The organism is Chitinophaga silvatica (genome assembly GCF_003419895.1).
Taxonomy (GTDB): domain Bacteria; phylum Bacteroidota; class Bacteroidia; order Chitinophagales; family Chitinophagaceae; genus Chitinophaga; species Chitinophaga silvatica.
On the sequence record NZ_QPMM01000002.1, the window covers coordinates 123257 to 142213 of the forward strand.

The 18957-nt window shown below is 41.0% G+C and carries 14 protein-coding genes; 1 reads left to right on the top strand and 13 read right to left on the bottom strand.

The window, feature by feature from the left end:
• Window positions 1-132: 132 nt before the first annotated feature.
• A complete protein-coding gene (locus DVR12_RS04840) occupies window positions 133-1878 on the top strand; it encodes a DUF4091 domain-containing protein (RefSeq protein WP_116974346.1) in 1746 nt (581 codons plus the stop codon).
• A gap of 85 nt (window positions 1879-1963) precedes the next feature.
• Here DVR12_RS04840 and ftsZ read toward each other — a convergent pair whose 3' ends face one another.
• The 13 genes from ftsZ to mraZ form a co-directional block, all read right to left on the bottom strand.
• Window positions 1964-3757 carry a cell division protein FtsZ gene (gene ftsZ, locus DVR12_RS04845; RefSeq protein WP_116974347.1) on the bottom strand — a complete coding sequence of 598 codons (1794 nt, stop codon included), beginning with the start codon at window positions 3755-3757 and terminating at the stop codon, window positions 1964-1966.
• A gap of 161 nt (window positions 3758-3918) precedes the next feature.
• Window positions 3919-5322: a cell division protein FtsA gene (ftsA, locus tag DVR12_RS04850; protein ID WP_116974348.1), complete on the bottom strand. Its 1404-nt coding sequence runs from the start codon at window positions 5320-5322 to the stop codon at window positions 3919-3921.
• Window positions 5319-6416, bottom strand: coding sequence for a cell division protein FtsQ/DivIB (locus tag DVR12_RS04855; RefSeq protein WP_116974349.1), 1098 nt, complete (start codon window positions 6414-6416; stop codon window positions 5319-5321). The genes ftsA and DVR12_RS04855 overlap by 4 nt, the downstream gene beginning before the upstream one ends.
• Window positions 6417-6419: 3 nt before the next feature.
• Window positions 6420-7784 (bottom strand): UDP-N-acetylmuramate--L-alanine ligase, encoded by a 1365-nt coding sequence (gene murC / locus DVR12_RS04860; RefSeq protein WP_233522129.1) that lies wholly within the window; start codon window positions 7782-7784, stop codon window positions 6420-6422.
• A 17-nt stretch (window positions 7785-7801) separates the two neighbouring features.
• Window positions 7802-8896, bottom strand: coding sequence for an undecaprenyldiphospho-muramoylpentapeptide beta-N-acetylglucosaminyltransferase (murG, locus tag DVR12_RS04865; RefSeq protein WP_116974350.1), 1095 nt, complete (start codon window positions 8894-8896; stop codon window positions 7802-7804).
• Between the two features lie 40 nt (window positions 8897-8936).
• The gene (locus DVR12_RS04870) at window positions 8937-10133 is read right to left on the bottom strand and encodes an FtsW/RodA/SpoVE family cell cycle protein (RefSeq protein WP_116974351.1); all 1197 of its coding nucleotides are present in this window, start codon (window positions 10131-10133) and stop codon (window positions 8937-8939) included.
• A gap of 40 nt (window positions 10134-10173) precedes the next feature.
• Window positions 10174-11514 (bottom strand): UDP-N-acetylmuramoyl-L-alanine--D-glutamate ligase, encoded by a 1341-nt coding sequence (gene murD / locus DVR12_RS04875; RefSeq protein ID WP_116974352.1) that lies wholly within the window; start codon window positions 11512-11514, stop codon window positions 10174-10176.
• A 32-nt stretch (window positions 11515-11546) separates the two neighbouring features.
• Complete coding sequence (gene mraY, locus DVR12_RS04880) at window positions 11547-12806, bottom strand: phospho-N-acetylmuramoyl-pentapeptide-transferase (RefSeq protein WP_116974353.1); 1260 nt, start codon at window positions 12804-12806, stop codon at window positions 11547-11549.
• An 86-nt stretch (window positions 12807-12892) separates the two neighbouring features.
• Complete coding sequence (locus DVR12_RS04885; protein WP_116974354.1) at window positions 12893-14359, bottom strand: UDP-N-acetylmuramoyl-L-alanyl-D-glutamate--2,6-diaminopimelate ligase; 1467 nt, start codon at window positions 14357-14359, stop codon at window positions 12893-12895.
• Entirely contained in the window at window positions 14360-16465 is a 2106-nt protein-coding gene (locus DVR12_RS04890) for a penicillin-binding protein (RefSeq protein ID WP_116974355.1), read from the bottom strand.
• A gap of 198 nt (window positions 16466-16663) precedes the next feature.
• Window positions 16664-17065: an FtsL-like putative cell division protein gene (locus DVR12_RS04895; protein ID WP_233522130.1), complete on the bottom strand. Its 402-nt coding sequence runs from the start codon at window positions 17063-17065 to the stop codon at window positions 16664-16666.
• Window positions 17066-17132: 67 nt separating this feature from the next.
• The gene (gene rsmH / locus DVR12_RS04900; RefSeq protein WP_116974356.1) at window positions 17133-18044 is read right to left on the bottom strand and encodes a 16S rRNA (cytosine(1402)-N(4))-methyltransferase RsmH; all 912 of its coding nucleotides are present in this window, start codon (window positions 18042-18044) and stop codon (window positions 17133-17135) included.
• 10 nt (window positions 18045-18054) lie between these two features.
• A complete protein-coding gene (mraZ, locus tag DVR12_RS04905) occupies window positions 18055-18522 on the bottom strand; it encodes a division/cell wall cluster transcriptional repressor MraZ (protein WP_116974357.1) in 468 nt (155 codons plus the stop codon).
• Window positions 18523-18957 lie beyond the last annotated feature (435 nt).

Below are 18957 nucleotides of genomic sequence, written 5' to 3' on the forward strand. Positions count from 1 at the left end.
TGAAATTTAGGGCCTGTTACGAGTGCTCTCAGTAGCTTTACATGAAAAATCCCGATTTTTTTTGGATATTTAACTCTTATGGAAACCAGGGGCAGAAACCCCTGCAATGAAAAACATATATAAAATGTAGCAATGGTGAACAAATTTTTTGGCATGCTGGTATTACTGGCATTGCAACAAAACTTATTGGCTCAATCTCCGGCCAAAGACTATGCAGAACTTCCCGATCCACGACCCGCTAATCAGGCATCCTGGAATGCAGTAAAAGATGCTAAGTTGCATGCTGCTTTCGGTTCTTCCAACCTGCGTTATGAAAAAAGAAAGGCTCCTTCAGAAGAATTATCCACCCACTGGTCTGTAAATGCCTGGAGAAATGAAAGAGTGCATACACAGTTTCTGCTTTGGTCTGCAACCGCACAACCACAGCTTAGTATAAAAGTAGAAGCCCTAACTAACGAAAAAGGGAATAAAATCCCTGCAACAGCCATAACTACAGGGTTTATAAGATATGTAATGACAGATAGCCTGAATAAAAACGGTGGAGGTTGTGGATATCGCAAACCCGGGGAATATGATTCTTCCCTGGTAGCTGATGGAATTGACATCATTAATAAAAGAGCTATGGTTGCTGCAACTACTCAACCAGTATGGTTAAGCATTCAGGTGCCTGCTTCCACTCCAGCCGGTGTTTATAAAGGTAAGGTAACCGTTACCGGTGGAAAAGAACCAATAAGTCTTCCGTATGAAATAGTGGTTTCAGAACATCTATTACCTGATCCGAAGGATTGGCAGTTTCACCTCGATTTATGGCAAAGTCCGGATGCGATAGCGCGAATTCATCGGGTAAAGCCATGGTCTGATGAGCATTTTAAGGCTATGAAACCTTATATGCAAATGCTGGCAAATGCAGGACAGAAAGTAATTACAACCGCTATTATCTACGATCCCTGGAATGGTCAGACACAGGATATTTACGGCTCCACAGTTAAATGGACCAAAAAGAAGGATGGAAGCTGGAAATACGATTATACGGTTTTCGATAAGTGGGTGCAGTTCATGATGAATCTGGGTATAAAAAAGGAAATCAATTGTTACAGTATGATTCCGTGGAATCTTAAGTTTTATTACTATGATGAAGCACTGGCTAAAGATACCTTTATAGTTGCCAAACCTGGAACTAAAGAATATACTTCGCATTGGGAACCGATGTTAAAAGATTTTGCTGCTCACCTGAAAGCTAAAGGTTGGTTTAATATTGCAACTATTGCGATGGATGAAAGACCAATGGATGCAATGCAGGAGGCAATTAAGGTAGCAAGAAGTGCAGATAAGGACTATAGACTATCACTGGCAGGCAGTTATCATGCTCCGCTGGCATATGAGCTATATGATTATTGTATTGCATCAGCAGAAACATATCCTGCGGATGTATTAAAGAACAGGGTAGAGAAAGGATTACCCACTACCTTCTATACTTATTGTGCAGAAGATTATCCGAATACTTTTTCATTCTCCCCGCCCGGAGAATCGGCCTTTATGGGTTGGTATGCTGCAAATAAAGGTTATAATGGATATCTGAGATGGGCATATAATAGCTGGGTGCCTGATCCGCTGAGAGACTCACGTTTCCGGAGCTGGGCGGCCGGGGATACCTATTTCGTTTATCCAGGTCCGAGATCTTCAGTACGTTTTGAAAAAATTGTAGAAGGGGTACAAGCTTATGAAAAGATCAGGATCCTGAGAGCTTTGTTGAAGAATAATTCTGGAGCGCTGGCGAAGATTGATGAAATTCTTAAAATGTTTGAAATAAGAGATCTGAAATCTAAGCCGGCAGCTGAAATACTGGCAAAGGCAAATAAGGAATTGAGTGAATTATAAGAGATTGCAGATAGCATAAAAAAATCCTCCAGGGAACTGGAGGATTTTTTTTTAACACAACTAAAAAACAATCAAATATCGTTCATCAATCGGGCTTTTTCCCATCTAAAAAGGTATTGATAGTATTGATTTCAGGGTGATAATTCTGGCCCTGATCACCAACAGTATAATTTGAATAGAATTGTTCTGCAGAACCTGCACCGTTTTCCAGGTTTACATTCCTACGTAGGTAAGCAGGAACATTTTCCAGTTCAGCGTTATTTTCCATGTTCTTTACATTGAAGCTGATGCTACGTAACTTGGCAACTCTTTCTGCTTGTTTACGTTTTTGTTCTTCCAGATCTTCATATGCCTGGTGCATTGGAACCTCTGGAGGAGCAGGTGGAGTATTTATGTTATTTTCTTCTTCTTCTTTAAATACCATTTTCATTTCGGGAGCAGGAGTAGATCCTGGTTCCACATAAATGTGTGCTGGCCTGTTCAGGTATCCACCAGAAGCGCTACCAGTTTGAGGCTGAATAACGTTTATATTCTGCTGTGGAATACTTTGAGTTGCCGGATGTTGATAAACCGGTTGTTGAATCGGTTGAGAGTACATCTGCGGCTGTTGTGGTGTCGGATCAGGAGATGGAGTTGGTTGAGCAGGAGGTACCTGTTGCACATTCAGCACATAATTCTGGCGTGAAGGTGCAATTGGCATCTGTTGCTGCGGTTGATTGAAAGAAGTTTCAGGATGTACAGTGGTAGGTTCCATTAATCTCGGAGCCATAATATCCTGTGATTCCTGGAATAATACGCCTTGAGATTGTTGTACATTCATTTTCTTTTCATCACCATCTTTACCTAATTGCATTACAATTTTAGGTTCAACTTTTTCCTGATTGGAAGGAGTTGATTTATATTGAGTAATAGGTTTTTGTTCGAAACCTGTAGCAATAATGGTAACACTTAATTGGCGATCGAGGGTAGTGTCGTAACCCACACCAAGGATAATATCGCAATCATCACCAGCCTGGCTTTGGACATAAGCCTGGATGATATCCATTTCATCGAGGGTGTGTTCGAATTCACCTTCAGAAGAAGAGATATTGATAAGAATCCATTTAGCGCCGCGGATATCGTTATCATTCAGCAATGGAGAAGACAATGCATCTTCGATTGCGGTTTGAGCACGGTTTTCACCTTCAGCAAGAGCAGAACCGAGAATAGCCACACCACCATCGCGCATAACCGTACAAACGTCCGCAAAATCGACGTTGATCTGGCCGGTGGAGTTGATTACATCGGTAATACATTTAGCTGCGGTAGCTAAAACGTTATCAGCTTTTTCGAATGCAGCCTTGAATTTAAGGTCACCGAATTTCTGACGTAATTTATCATTAGAGATGATCAGAAGAGTATCAACATAATCTTTTAATCTGTTAATACCTTCATCTGCCTGAAGCATCCGTTTTTTTCCTTCGTAAGAAAATGGGGTGGTAACAATGCCTACAGTAAGAATACCCAGCTCTTTACAAATACGTGCAATGATAGGTGCGCCACCGGTACCGGTACCACCTCCCATGCCTGCCGTAATGAAGGCCATTTTGGTATTAACCTCTAATATTTTTTTGATTTCTTCAAAGGACTCTTCTGTAGCCTGCTTTCCTATTTCAGGATTTGCACCGGCTCCAAGCCCTTGAGTAAGATGGGGGCCCAACTGTATTTTGTTGGGAACGGGGCTGTTAGCAATAGCTTGAGCATCGGTATTGCAAATAATGAAATTTACCCCTTCAATGCGTTGGCTATACATATGATTCACAGCGTTGCTACCACCGCCACCAATACCGATGACTTTGATGATAGAAGACTTTTCCTTAGGGAGATCAAAATGTATCATGACTCTATACTTTTATGGGTTAGTACGAATAATTAATAATGAACTATGGTGCGTAGGTGCTATTCTATTACTATGGTACTTTAGTCCTTTCATTATTAATTAGTGTGCTTTAGTTCTTAATTATAAAACGTTTCGTTTTTGCAACAATTGCGCCATTTCCGTTAAAGTTTTGCATCTTCTTCTTCTGTAAACATATCAATGATCTTAGTTTTCATTTTATCTAAGAAATTTTTAAGGGATGCATTCCTTTCTTTTGCTTTACGGTCCTGTATTTCCTGGGAACTTGGACTATTTTCTTCTATCCATTCTTCTTGCGGAGCAACAGTTTGTGAAGCTTGTTCTTTTGCGAAATAGCTTGTATTAATTTTTACATAGTTCTCTTCCAGCGCTTTCCGATCATTTTCGAAGTCGTTATACCCTTTCAATATCAGGCCAACACAAGTTGCGTACATTGGTTTGGTTAATTCTTCGATATGCCCGCTCGCCAGGTGCTCATTGGGGAATCCTATACGTGCACTTGCACCGGTGGTATATTCTGTCAGCTGTATCAGGTGCTTTAATTGAGATCCTCCACCAGTAAGGATAATACCACCATTCAGCATTTTGTTGTCCATTCCAATTTGCTTCAGATGATACACCACAAAGTCGAGGATTTCGCTCATGCGTGCTTGTATAATATGGGCCAGATTCTTCACTGAAATTTCTTTGGGGCTCTGGCCTCTTAATCCTGGTATTGTTATATATGCGTTACTTTTGGCTTCATCTGCAAGTGCATAACCGAATTGCACTTTCATTTGTTCGGCTTGTGTTTTGAGTACACCCAAGCCGTTTTTAATATCATTGGTGATATTTTCACCACCATAAGGAATGACAGCAGTATGTTTCAGAATACCTTCATAGAATACCGCCAGATCTGTTGTACCACCTCCGATATCAACAATGGCAACACCTGCCTCAAAATCCATGTCACACATTACAGCAGCAGCGGAAGCTAATGGTTGTAATACCAGATCGCGTATTTTCAAACCAGATTTCTCCACACTACGGTTAATATTTCTGATGGCGTTTTTATCGCCGGTAATGATATGAAAGTTTGCCCCTACCTTCACGCCAGACATTCCGATTGGGTAGGTGATATTTTGCAGACTATCTACAATGTATTGTTGAGGGATCACATCAATGATCTGATCACTTGCAGGAATAACTGTTTTATACTGATCGTTGATCAGTTGGTCAATATCTTTTTGGGATATCTCAGCATCAGTGTCGTTGCGTACGATATCTCCACGGGTTTGCAAACTTTTAATATGATGGCCTGCGATGCCAACATAAACTTCATTAATTTCCAGGTTGGGGTTGGACGCATAACAATTCTCGAGTGCTTGCCTGATAGCTTTAATAGTTTGATCTATGTTCAGCACCATTCCGTGCTGCACACCAAACGACGTAGCTTTACCGAATCCCAGGATTTCCAGTTTCCCGTATTCATTCTTCCTTCCTGCTATGGCAGCAATCTTCGTAGTACCAATGTCGAGTCCTACAATGATGGGAGCTTCCTGATTCATGGCGTTTTTTGTTTTTTTGATGTGTTAACAGATTTATTCCCTGGTTTATACACTGCCTTGGGCTGTTGTTTGGCTGGCGCTTTCTCTTTTGCTTTCACTTCTTTTGCAGGTTGCGCTTTTGCCTTTGGTTTTGCGGCTTCCACTTTTTCTTTTGGAGGTGCCGCTGGTTTTGGTGCAGGAGCTACAATCGGATTTGTTGATGCCGTTGCTGCTTCTGCTGGTGCCTCATCGTCTTCATCTGAAATAGGTCGTTCGTCTTTTGCAGGTAGTTCTATACTATCTTTAGTCAGAACTGGCTGCAAAGGTGCAACTCCTTCTTTTCTAGTGCAAACCACCTCATTTTCAAACGCAATGTTGATGCGACTATATTTGTTCCAACCTACCTTATTTAACCCTTCTTTATAGAAGGCAAGTAGCTTGTTGAATTTTTTTTCGATATCTATTCCGTCTCCAAATACAATCACCTGGTCACCGAGTTTGGGAATAAATTCAAATTTACGGTCTGGTGTTATCATCAACTGTTCTACCTGTGCCATCCAGAATGGATCTTTACCAATGAATGACCCCATTTCCACGATTTGCATACTAAGCAAACTATCTGATTGCTGCAGTTTTGCTGCATCAGTAGGGAAGCCTGTAAACACGGGTACTCTAGCTGCATAACGACTAGATACAGGAATATGTTCTCCGGTGATATCCAGATAATAACTATTTCCTGAAAAAGTAAAAATCCTTGCCACTGGTTCCCGCTGTTCTACCTTAATATTCAGGTTATGTCCATTATCGATGTAGATCTCTGAGTTTTTTACCCAGGCTTCTTTATCTACAATAGCTTCCAGCTTCCTGATATCAATTGTACTGATTCGTTTTCCTATTGGGTTCAATGCTTTGTCTTTAGTTATTAAAGCTTTGATATCTTTCGATCCAATAAAAAAATTATCGTCGGCACCTTGAAATTTTACAACAATATTTTTGCATTTACCTGCATCCTTATCCTGGATTGCAGCCACCAGCAACACTACAAAGCCTATTACCCCTACGGCCCAGAGGCCTATAGTAGCAACACGTTTTAATATGTTGGTGGTTTTGCTCATTTTTTACTTTTTATTATTTTGAAGCAAGGCGGCAATCGGATCTTTTAACTGATCAATATCACCTGCTCCTGCTGTTATGAGTAATGGAGTTTCCTGCGTTTGCAGGTATTCCAGTACTTTATCTTTTGGTACAATCGTTACCGGTACTTTTATTTTTGATGCGATCATTTCACTGCTTACACCTTCGATTGGTAATTCACGAGCCGGGTAAATGGGAAGTAATATTACTTCGTCGGCCAGTGAGAGGCTTTCGGCAAAGCCGTCTGCCAGGTCGCGGGTTCTGGTAAAAAGGTGTGGTTGAAAAATAACTGTAGCCTTTTTGCCGGGGAACAGTGCTTTTGCACTATTGATCAAAGCCCGTAATTCTTCAGGATGGTGTGCATAATCATCCACATACACCTGGTCATCACTTTTTACAGCATATTCAAATCGGCGTTTGATGCCTTTGAATGTGCTAACAGCAGCTTTGATTTTATCGCTATCGATACCTAGAATTTGTGCTACGGAAATTGCAGCTATTGCATTTTCTACGTTATGCATTCCTCCCAGATGTAGCTCCACATTCTCTATTCTTTTGCCTGGTAACACTACATCGAATACATAACCTCCATTGTTCATGCGTATATTTTCGGCATAGGCGTTGGCAACATCGTTTTGCAAACTGTATAGCAATTTGTTAGGTGCTGCAAGCTCGTTATTGCGATGCAGGCCGAACTTAGCAATCAGCGTGCCATTAGGCTTAATATTATGGGTATACTGAATAAATGCTTCTTCCATTGCCTCCGGAGTACCGTAAATATCGAGGTGATCTGCATCCATGGCAGTTAATACGGCAATATCCGGACTTAATTTCAGGAAAGACCTGTCGTATTCATCTGCTTCTATTACAGCAACACCCTTCTCACTGCTCCAGAAATTTTTATGGTAGTTGACACTGATTCCACCTAAAAATGCATTACATCCATATCCACTATCTGTAAGTATATACGCAATCATTGTGGAAACGGTTGTCTTACCATGAGTTCCTGCTACCGTAATAGCAAAAAGTGACCGGGTAATTTCCTGCAAAACATCACTGCGCTTAACCACTTCGTAACCATTTTCCCTGAACCATTTCAGTTCTGAATGCGTAGCAGGGATTGCTGGCGTATATACTATCAGGTTAGCTTCTTTATCTGCCAATTCAATATCATCTGTATAATGGATCTTCATTCCCTCCTCTTCCAGTTGCCTGGTCAATGGGGTTGCTGTTCGGTCGTAACCACTCACCGCAATTTTCTTTTCGTTAAAGAAGCGGGCAATAGCACTCATTCCGATACCACCGATACCGATGAAATAAACTCTTTTTATGTTATTCAGATCCATCATTTTTTATTCACTATCGCTTATTTAATAAGCTCTAACACTTGCCTGGCAATCACTTCATCAGCATTAGGATTACCAAGTTTGCCTATATTGTTTTCTAGTTGTTCCATCAATGCCTTATTCTGTAACAGGCTAAACAGGGTAGTACCCAATTGAGCTTCAACTTCGGCATCTTTAATGATCAGGCCAGCTTTTTTGTTAACCAGGTTCATTGCATTTGAAGTCTGATGATCTTCTGCTGCAAACGGATAAGGAACAAAAATCACTGGTTTCTTCACTACACAAAGTTCTGCAATGGCCAGCGCTCCGGCTCTTGACAGTACCACATCTGCTGCTTTGTAAGCTGCATCCATAGTATTGATGAAATCATATACTTTGATATGTTCACTATACGGAGCGGCTGCCTGAACTGCAGTTTCGTAATATGGTTTACCGGTTTGCCAGATCAGCTGTATATTTTTTTCAGCAAAAGATTTCAGTAATGGGGCTAATCCTTCATTAATTGATTTAGCTCCTAAACTTCCTCCTACTGCAAATACAGTTTGAACTCCCTGTTTTAACCCAAATTGCTTCAGTGCTTCTTCACGGGTGATAGCCGATTGCGAAATATTACTTCTAACCGGATTACCAGTCATTACCAGCTTATCTGCGGGAAAAAACTTTTCCATTCCATCGTAAGCCACACAAATTTTAGCTGCTTTTTTTCCCAATATCATATTGGTTTTACCAGCAAAGGAGTTTTGCTCCTGAATTAATGTGGGTATTCCATTCTTCTGCGCCCTGTTCAAAACCGGGAAGCTGGCATAACCACCAACGCCGATTGCAACATCCGGATTAAAACGTTTAAGAATGGATTTAGCCTGACCTAAGCTTTTCAGAATTTTAAAAGGCAGCAATATATTTTTAAAGATATTGCTACGATTGAATCCTGTTATTTCCAATCCTTCTATCGGGTAACCTGCTTGTGGCACTTTTTCCATTTCCATCTTTCCCTTAGCGCCCACAAACAGAATATCTATATCTGGTTGTATTTTTTTCAAAGCATTGGCAATCGCAATTGCAGGGAAGATGTGACCTCCCGTTCCTCCACCTGCTATTATCACTTTGCGTTGCATATCTGTTTCTTCTATTCTTTTAGTTTGATCGTTATATTTATTATGCTACTGCAGCATTTTCTGTATTTGCAATAACTTTTTCCAATCGTTCTTTTTCTGCACGTTTACCTTCCATTTCTTCCACATTCCTTGAAACGCTCAGGATAATTCCAATTGCCATACTGGTAAACAATACGGAGGAACCTCCCATACTCACTAACGGTAGTGTTACTCCGGTTACCGGAAATAACTGAACATTTACTGCCATATTTGTTAGTGCCTGTATCACCAATGTAACACTGAGCCCAACTGCCAGGAATGCTCCAAAAGCGTATGGACAACGCCGGTAGATTCTGATACTTCTCAACAACAATATTAGATAAGCTGCCAGGATCAGGAATGCGCCGAACATGCCATATTCTTCTATAATCGTTGCGTAGATATAATCGGAATAGGCATGCGGTAAAAAGTTACGTTGAGTACTATTACCGGGGCCTTTACCTAAAAAGCCTCCACCTGCAATTGCGATGTTGGCTTGCTGAACCTGATAGGGTGTTTCTGTATGATCGCCATGCAGAAAATTATCGATACGTTTTTCCCAGGTCTTAGTACGCATTTCAAGCCCGGTTACTTTAGCTACAAGAAATAGTAAAGCAACCATAACTACTCCGGCTGCAATCATTGATGCGAGGAACCTGATTGGTACCCTGCCAATAAAGCAGAGAATCATACAACTGGCGCCAAGCAACAATGCCGTACTCATATTGGCAGGCATGATCAGAAAACATATAAGTACAACGGGTGCAATAATAGGTAGGAAACCTTTCTTGAAATCGTTAATTAAATGTTGCCTTCTCGATAATTGTCTGCTTACATACATGAAGATGGCTAGTTTTCCCACATCTGATGTCTGAAAGGTCAGGTTAATTATCGGAAGCCTGATCCATCTGCTGGCTTCATTGATATTTGATCCGAATGCCAATGTATACATCAACAAGGGAATCGATAATAAAAAGCCTATTTGAGCTACTCTTGAATAAATAGTATAATTTACCCGATGAGCAAAATAGATGATTACCAGACCCATTACCAACACAGAGAGTTGTTTGAGCAGGTAATATTCAGTATGCCCACCTCTTTCACGATAAGCTAAAGAGCCGGTTGCACTATAAACGGCAAGCAGGCTTACCAGCGATAGAAATAATACTATCGTCCAGATTACCTTATCTCCTTTTGTTTTATAGAGCAGTTCTGTCATACTTTTTTGATTTATGATTTATTCAGCACCCCAATCTTTGCTACAAATTCTTTACTTCTTCCTTAAACTTCCTGCCTCTGTCTTCGTAATTTTTAAAGAGGTCGAAGCTGGCACAAGCCGGAGAAAGTAATACGATATCTCCTTTGGTTGCCTGTTTGAAAGCTTCGGTTACGGCATCATGCATGCTTTCAGTACTAACCAACACTGGTGTATCATTCGATAACGCATTGATGATAGGACTATTGTCTACTCCCATGCAAATGATTGCTTTTACTTTTTCTTTAACGAGATCACGAATTGCGCTGTAATCATTTCCTTTATCAATTCCACCCATGATCAGAACAATTGGTTTCTCGAAACTTTCGAGTGCAAACCATACTGAATTGACGTTGGTAGCTTTACTATCGTTTATGAAATCAACTCCTTTAATGGTAGCCACGTACTCCATACGGTGTTCGAGGCTTTCGAAGGAAGTAAGACTTTCACGTATTTTTTCTTTACGGATATCCATGGTGCGTGCAGCAATTGCAGCCGCCATAGAGTTATACAGGTTGTGTTTTCCTTTTAACGACAGGTCGTACATCGACATGATCACCGGTTCTCCGTTGACATCAATATGCAACTGGTCGTTGTCGATAAAGCCGCCTTCTTTAAGTGGTTTCATGATGGTAAAAGGTATTGATGCTGAATAAATGGGTTGCTGAGCTAAATGTTCCATGATCTCAGGATCGTCCATACAGTAGATGAAATAATCTTCTGCTGTTTGGTTCATGGCGATTCTGAATTTGGAGGCTACGTAATTTTTCATTTCGTAATCGTAGCGATCCAGGTGATCAGGGGTAATATTCAGTAAGATGGCAACATTTGGTTTAAATGTTTTGATGTCATCCAACTGAAAGCTGCTGATTTCAATCACATAATACTCTGCCGGTTCAGTTGCTACCTGTCTTGCCCAGCTTACACCAATATTGCCAACCATTGCCACATCCAGACCTGCGTTTTTGAAGATGTGGTAAGTTAATGCAGTAGTAGTGCTTTTGCCGTTGCTGCCAGTAATAGCAATAGTCTTTTTACCTGTCGAGAAACGGTAGGCCAGCTCTATTTCAGAAATTACAGGTATGCGTGCCGCGCGTACCTTTTTCATCAGTTCCGATTTTTCTGGGATACCCGGACTTTTTACAATTTCGTCCGATCCTAAAATAATATCCCAGGAATGATGACCTTCTTCAAAAGAGATCTGGTTTACCGCCAGTTCCTGTTTATAGTTGTCTTTTATTGTTCCTCCGTCGGATACAAATACATCATACCCTTGCTTTTTTCCAAGCAAAGCCGCTCCAATTCCGCTTTCTCCAGCTCCTAATATGATGAGTTTGTGTGCCATTCGTTTTTTCTTCTTATATAGATTTTAAATTGTTATCTCATTTTCAATGTTGCGATAGCTACTACCACGCACATAATTGTTACAATCCAGAAACGTACGGATATCTTACTTTCATGATATCCCAGCTTTTGGTAGTGGTGGTGAAGAGGTGACATTTTCAACAAACGACGTCCTTCTCCATATTTCTTCTTAGTGTATTTGAAATAAGATACCTGTAACATAACAGATAATGACTCAATCAGAAACACGCCACAGAAGATTGGTATCAATAGTTCCTTACGTACAATAATCGACAGAGCAGCGATGATACCACCCAATGCCAGGCTACCGGTATCGCCCATGAAAACCTGTGCCGGATAAGCATTGTACCAAAGAAAACCAACACATGCCCCAACAAATGCTGCAATGAATATGGATAATTCACCCAGATTCGGGATATACATGATGTTGAGATATTCCGCAAACTGAATATTACCAGATACATAGGCAAATATTCCAAGTCCTATTCCAATGATCCCAGAGACTCCTGTTGCCAGTCCATCCAACCCGTCTGTGAGGTTTGCACCATTTGAGACGGCAGTAATAATGAATATTACGATCAGGATATAAAGGATCCAGGTGTATTTCTCAGCGCCCGGAATCCAGGATATTAATTTTGAATAGTTGAATTCGTGGTTCTTCACAAAAGGGATGGTGGTAATTGGAGTTTTTACATCCACAAACCTGTGTCCATCTCTTGTAACTCTTTCGGGATGTGTAACAATCTGTCTTTCGTAGGGAGCCAGTTTTTTAGCGCCCATTACTTCACGTGATACAACCACATCTGTATTAAAGTATAAAGTGGATCCTACAATTAATCCAAGGCCCACCTGGCCCATGATCTTAAATCTACCTGCAAGTCCTTCTTTATTCTTTTTAAATACTTTAATATAATCATCCAAAAATCCGATCAATCCAAGCCATACGGTTGAAAATAGTATCAACCAGATATAAACATTCGCTAATTGTGCAAAGAGCAGGGTTGGGATAACAATCGCAGAAAGAATGATCAGTCCACCCATCGTAGGAGTACCTTTCTTGGTATTTTCGCCGTGCAGGCCTAAATCTCTGATTGTTTCTCCGATTTGTTTACGTTGCAGAAACCTGATAATCCATTTACCGAACAGCAATGAGATCACGAGCGACAGCAATAGCGCCATCGTTACACGGAAGGTGATAAATTGGAACATACCACCACCAATGATGTTGATCTTAAATTCTGTTTTCAGGTAATTTAAAAAATAATATAACATATACGTTTTAGTCGTAATCTGCCAGTGCCGGGGCAACCAGCGGATTTTTAATCATTGGATTATACTTAGTTTTAGTCTCTTTATTTTTATTTCTCCATCAGTTTCATCAACTCATTCAATACCTCTTTATCATCGAAATGGTGTTTTACCCCATTGATTTCCTGGTATTTTTCGTGTCCCTTACCTGCAACGAGAATGATATCTTCTTTGTTAGCGAGTGAGAGAGCTGTTTTGATGGCTTCTTTTCTATCGGTGATAGAAAGAACTTTCTTTTTCAGATGAACGGGAATACCAGCTTCCATTTCGTGGATGATAGCAACCGGGTCTTCAGACCGTGGATTGTCTGAAGTCAGGATTACCTTATCACTGCTTTCAGCGGCTACATCTCCCATTATCGGGCGTTTAGCGGTATCACGATCTCCACCACATCCTACAACCGTGATGATTTGTTCATGTCCTTTACGCAGATTTTTAATAGTAGCCAGTACATTTTTCAATGCATCCGGCGTATGTGCGTAATCTACAATTGCAATAATTTGTTCTTTATCTGAAACGATGTAATCGAACCGTCCTTCTGCTCCCTGAATATCGCTGAGGGCCTGTAATACTTTGGCTTTATCCATGCCCAATAAGATAGCGGTGCCATATACGGCCAGCAGATTATAGGCATTGAATTCGCCGATCAATCTAAAATGTACTTCAGTATCATTTACAGACATGATCAGTCCGGTCAGGTTATTTTCCAGGATCTTACCTTTAAAATCGGCCAGGGTACGGAGGCTATAAGTTGCTTTTTTAGCCTTGGTATTTTGCAGCATTACCATACCTCTTTTATCATCCAGGTTGGTAAGAGCAAAGGCATTGGATGGCAGATTATCAAAGAATGATTTCTTTACACGTATATATTCATCAAAAGTTTTGTGGTAATCCAGGTGATCGTGGGTGATGTTGCTGAAAATACCGCCGGCAAATTTAAGTCCGGCAATTCTTTGCTGATGAATAGCGTGGGAACTAACTTCCATGAAAACATACAGGCAACCGTCATTTACCATCTTTGCCAGAAGGGCATTGAGGTTGATTGGGTCGGGAGTTGTATGGGTAGATGGAATTACAGTGTCTCCGATTTGATTCTGAACGGTAGATAAGAGGCCGCAATGATAACCCAGTTTAGAGAACAGACGGAATAAAAGGGTAGCAATAGTTGTTTTACCATTAGTACCAGTTACCCCAACGAGTTGTATTTTATCTGACGGGTTATCATAAAAGTTGCCGGCCATAATTCCTGTGGCGGCGGCGCTATTATTTACCTGTACAAAGCAAATGTTACTGGTTAATTGAGCGGGCAGTGTTTCACAGATAATGGCAACAGCGCCCAGGCTAATTGCTTTATCAATGTATTGGTGGCCATCTACATGCACTCCCTTCACGGCAATGAAAGCATCTCCAGGCTTTACGGCTCTGGAGTCGGTAGTTAATTCATTTATGGAAATATCATTACTTCCATGAATGGATTGAATGCTTACATTATACAATATGTCACGCAATGTCTTCATCTAACTCAATTCTATTACGATAGTTTGTTCGTTTCCAATTTTAGATCCGCCGGGGAGTGATTGTGTTTTCACTTTTCCGGCTCCTTTGATTACTACTCTTAGTCCAGCGTTTTCGAGGAGATAGAGAGCATCTTTTAATCCCATTCCGGTTACATCGGGAACAGCGCCTTTAGTTTGGGCAACAGGATTGAAAGCAATTTTTTTATCAGTTACTTTAGCACTAACCCAGCTGTTATTGGCGGGAGCAGTACTTACAGGTAGCTGTAAGGTGTTCAGTATTTGTTTCCATTCGCCGCCTTTCCCATTTTTCAAAGCCAGCAGGGTATCAATTTGTAGAGATGCCTGCATTGGTTTTTGTTTTTCAACGGCAAGAGCGTACAATTTGTCTGCAACTTCTCTAAACACCGGACCCGCAATGCTGGCGCCATAAAAGCGTAAGGCATGCGGTTTATTTTTTATTACAACAACACAGGTATACTGTGGATCTTTGGCCGGGAAATAACCGGCAAAAGAAGCCTGGTATATTTTATCGGCATACCCTCTGTTACCATTGGCAACGAGGGCGGTACCGGTTTTACCGGCGAAGTTGTAATAGGGTGAGCGCAATTTTTTTGCTGTACCATCGGTTACAACCCCTTCCAGCATTGCTTGCACCTGTTTGAGAGTACCTTGGGAGCAGATGCTGTCCATGAGTACAGTAGGTTCAAACTGTTTTACTACCTGGCCATATTCCTGAATTGAATTGACAAGGTAGGGTTTCATCATTTTACCATTGTTAGCCACAGCATTGTAGAGCATACAAGTTTGCAGCGGGCTAACCAGCACTTCATATCCAAAAGCCATCCAGGGGAGAGTAGTATTACTCCATGTTTTGGAGGCAGTTGTTTTAATAACCGGGCTACCTTCACCAAGCAAATCGATGCCCGTATTTTGATCGAGCCTTAATTTTTTAAGGTGTGCGACAAAGTTATTAGGCTGGCGGTTATAATATTGATATGCCAGTTTGGCCATTCCTACATTCGAGCTAAGTTCGAAGGCATGTTTTACAGTAACCAGTTGAGGGCCGGGGTGAGGTTCAGAATCGAATACGGTTCTTCTACCTACCTGCCAGCGACCATTTTCCATATTCACCATGTTGTTCATGGTAACATATTTATCTTCGATTACTGAGATAACAGTAGCCAGTTTGAAAGTAGAACCAGGTTCCCCAACTTGAAGGGCATAGTTCATATCTTCCCAGTAGCTGCCGTCTGGTTGTCGGCCCAGGTTAGCGATAGCTTTGATTTTGCCGGTTTTCACTTCCATTAGGATACAGGTACCATGTTCGGCTTCGTTTGTGACCATCATTTTCATGAGGGCAGATTCGACGATATCCTGCATATTAACATCTAGCGTGGTTACAACATCTCGTCCGTTTTCGGGTTCAATATCATAACCATCAACAGGTACGTAAGTACCTCCGGCGATTCTGCGCATTAATCGTTTACCGGTGACACCTTTCAGAAAGTTGTTATAGGTTCTTTCGAGTCCAACGCTTTGGGAGTTTTCTCTGGCCAGGCCGATGGTACGGTTGGCGAGTAGTTTAAAGGGGTTGATACGCTTGCTTTTAGGTTCGGCGATCATCCCACCTTTATTTTTACCCAGGCGGAACATTGGGAAAGAACGTAAGGCCTGATATTGATTAAATGGAACGTCTCTTTTCAATAAAAAATATCGGTCTTTCGATTTATAACCTTCTCTCAACAGTGTTTTGTATTCATTTTTGGTGCGGTCAGCAAACGTATTGGAGAGGCAAAGGGAAAGGGAGTCGAGATTTTCGTCGAATACTTTTCCTTTTTTATCTCTGAGTCCATCGGCTGCGAAGTCGATACGAATATCGAAATACGGGATGGAAGTGGAGAGCATTCTGCCTTCTTCAGAGAAAATGGTACCTCTTTCCGCATCCAGCGCAACGTAGCTTGTGTGGAGGCTATCGGCCATGCTTCGCCAGTAATTGCCTTGTACTTGTTGGATATAAAATACTTTTACGAGGATAGCCACGGCAAAGAGGACCATGCCTATCAGGCATAGATACACTCTCCACAATATGTCCTTTTTTACATCCACTGTAATGCCACTTTAGCTATTGCGATTACCTGTTAAGGGAGCATTGATAGGTGCGCTTAACAGGATGTTACTATGTTGTTTTAGAAAGACACCTGACACTGGCTGTCATTTATTATAATTGAGATGCTTGCCAGAATTTGATTTCAGCATCCCCGACCTGATAAAATGGTCAGGCGGGCAGCGTCAGGCGTCAGTTTCCTAATTATTTTCGTTTTTGAGTTCAATTTTCTGTGGGGGTGAGCTAAGTTGTTTAAGGCCTAGCGGTTCCACAGCTTTACTGACTTCACTCATTTTGCTCTGAAACATGAGTTGACTTTTCACGTTCAGGTATTCCCACTTAAGTTCTTTGATTTCTTTGCCTAGTTTGTTAATACGTCTGATTCGTTTTTCGGCGAGGTGACTATTAGCGATATAGATAAGCGCCAAAACAGCAAGGAAACCAATGAAGGGCATGTTTCGAACCAACATTCTATAGTTGATGCGAAGCCGCCATTCTTTGCGTGGTTCCGGGGAATGAATGTTTTCATTGGCCGGATTTTCCTGGATCGTATCTAATGCTTCTTCCTGCAACACTTTATGCCTTTTTAAAAAAATTGACAATATAATCTGACAGCTATTAGCAGATGTGTAATAGGATAGGGTAGGATCGATGAGGCGATAGAACGCATCAAATTGTTTTTTCGGCTACCCGCAGTTTGGCGCTTCTGGATCTTCCATTGCGTTTGACTTCTGCTTCACTGGCGGTCACCGGTTTTTTTGTGATTAATCTGAACAATTTAGGGGGTGTTTCTTTAGCGAAAGGATCATCCGGTAATTCAACAAAGGTGCCTGTCTTCATAAAGTTTTTCACCATTCTATCTTCCAGCGAGTGGAAAGTAATAATAGCGAGTCTGCCACCCGGTTTTAATACATTCGCTGATTGCTCCAGTAAATCTTTCAGAGCGCCCATTTCATCATTTACGGCTATACGCAAGGCTTGAAAAACCTGGGCGAAATATTTTTGCGGATTGCCTTTTACGATAGGCTGAATCACAGATTTAAAAGCTGTGATAGTGCGCATGGGGTGTGTTTTACGTTGCTTTACAATTGTTTGGGCCAGTGTTTTAGCATTGGTTACCTCTCCATATTCCTGGAAGATGAGTTGTAACCTGGATTCGCTATAAGTAGCGATCAATTGAGCAGCGGTAAAATCAGTTCTGGTATCCATTCGCATATCCAGATCGCCTTCAAAGCGGGTGCTAAATCCTCTTTCAGCGGTATCGAACTGATGGGAAGAAACTCCCAGATCAGCCAGTATGCCATCCACCAGCTCGGCTTTATGTAATTTCAGAAAGCGTTGCAGGTGGCGAAAATTTTGTTGTACAAATGTTACGCGGTCATCAATGATCCTATTGCGGTAAGCATCTTCATCCTGATCAAATACTATTAGTCTCCCATGTTCACCCAGTTGCTCCAGTATGGCTCTCGAATGGCCTCCTCCTCCAAAAGTAGCGTCTACATAAATGCCATTCGGATTAATTTGTAGCAGCTCAATTGTTTCCTGAAGCAGCACGGGTAAGTGATATTGTTGTTCCCCCATATGCTTCCGTTTAAATTGAAATGTTATTATCTCCTCCACCCATTACCTGTTGTGCCAAATCACTATAAGCTCCTGGTGAGAAATTTTCAAAGAACTCCTGGTATTTACCTTTATCCCAAATCTCGATTTTATTTGTAGCTGCTGCCAGCACAATATCTTTTTCCAGACTGGCGTATGACAACAGATTTTTGGGAATTAATAATCTTCCCGCGCTGTCTAACTCCAAAATAGTAGCCCCGTTTAGAAAGTAGCGCCTGAATTCCCTTACCTTAGGGTCAAAGTCATTCAATTTGCTGATCCGTTCAAAAATGGGCTGCCATTCATTCATGGGATACAGGGACAAGCATTTTTCAAACCCTCGGTTAATCACAAACTGGTCTCCGGCGCCGTCTGAGAGCTGCTTTTTAAATCCAGCAGGTAACAGAAAGCGTCCTTTTGCGTCCAGCGTTGACTCATATTCGCCGAGAAATCCTGTCATACCATGGGGCAAAGTCCTTGAAAATCCATTTTCTAACACAAAATAACACTTTTTCCCACTTTTTAACGAAAAAATACTTTATAAATTTTTTCCACAGGTGAAATACCGTGAGGGATTGGACTTTAATAGATAATTATGCACTTATTATGTGTATTATGTGTGCAGATATGTTTATAAAATGTTTATAACCTATATCGATGTGTGAGTTTGTTGTTAAAATGTTGATTGAGGCTGATTTGAAGACAATTGATGAGATTGGAATTTTTAAGGAAAGACAGTTTTATGTGTACTTTTTTTTCCTAATTTGACCTCCGGTTCGCAATTCAGTATGTTGGAAACTTATCATGTAAAATATTTTTCTATAGTCAACGAACGAGAAAATCTTCTTTTTCAGCGATTTAATAGGCCATTTTGCAAAATTTTAACAGCTTTCAT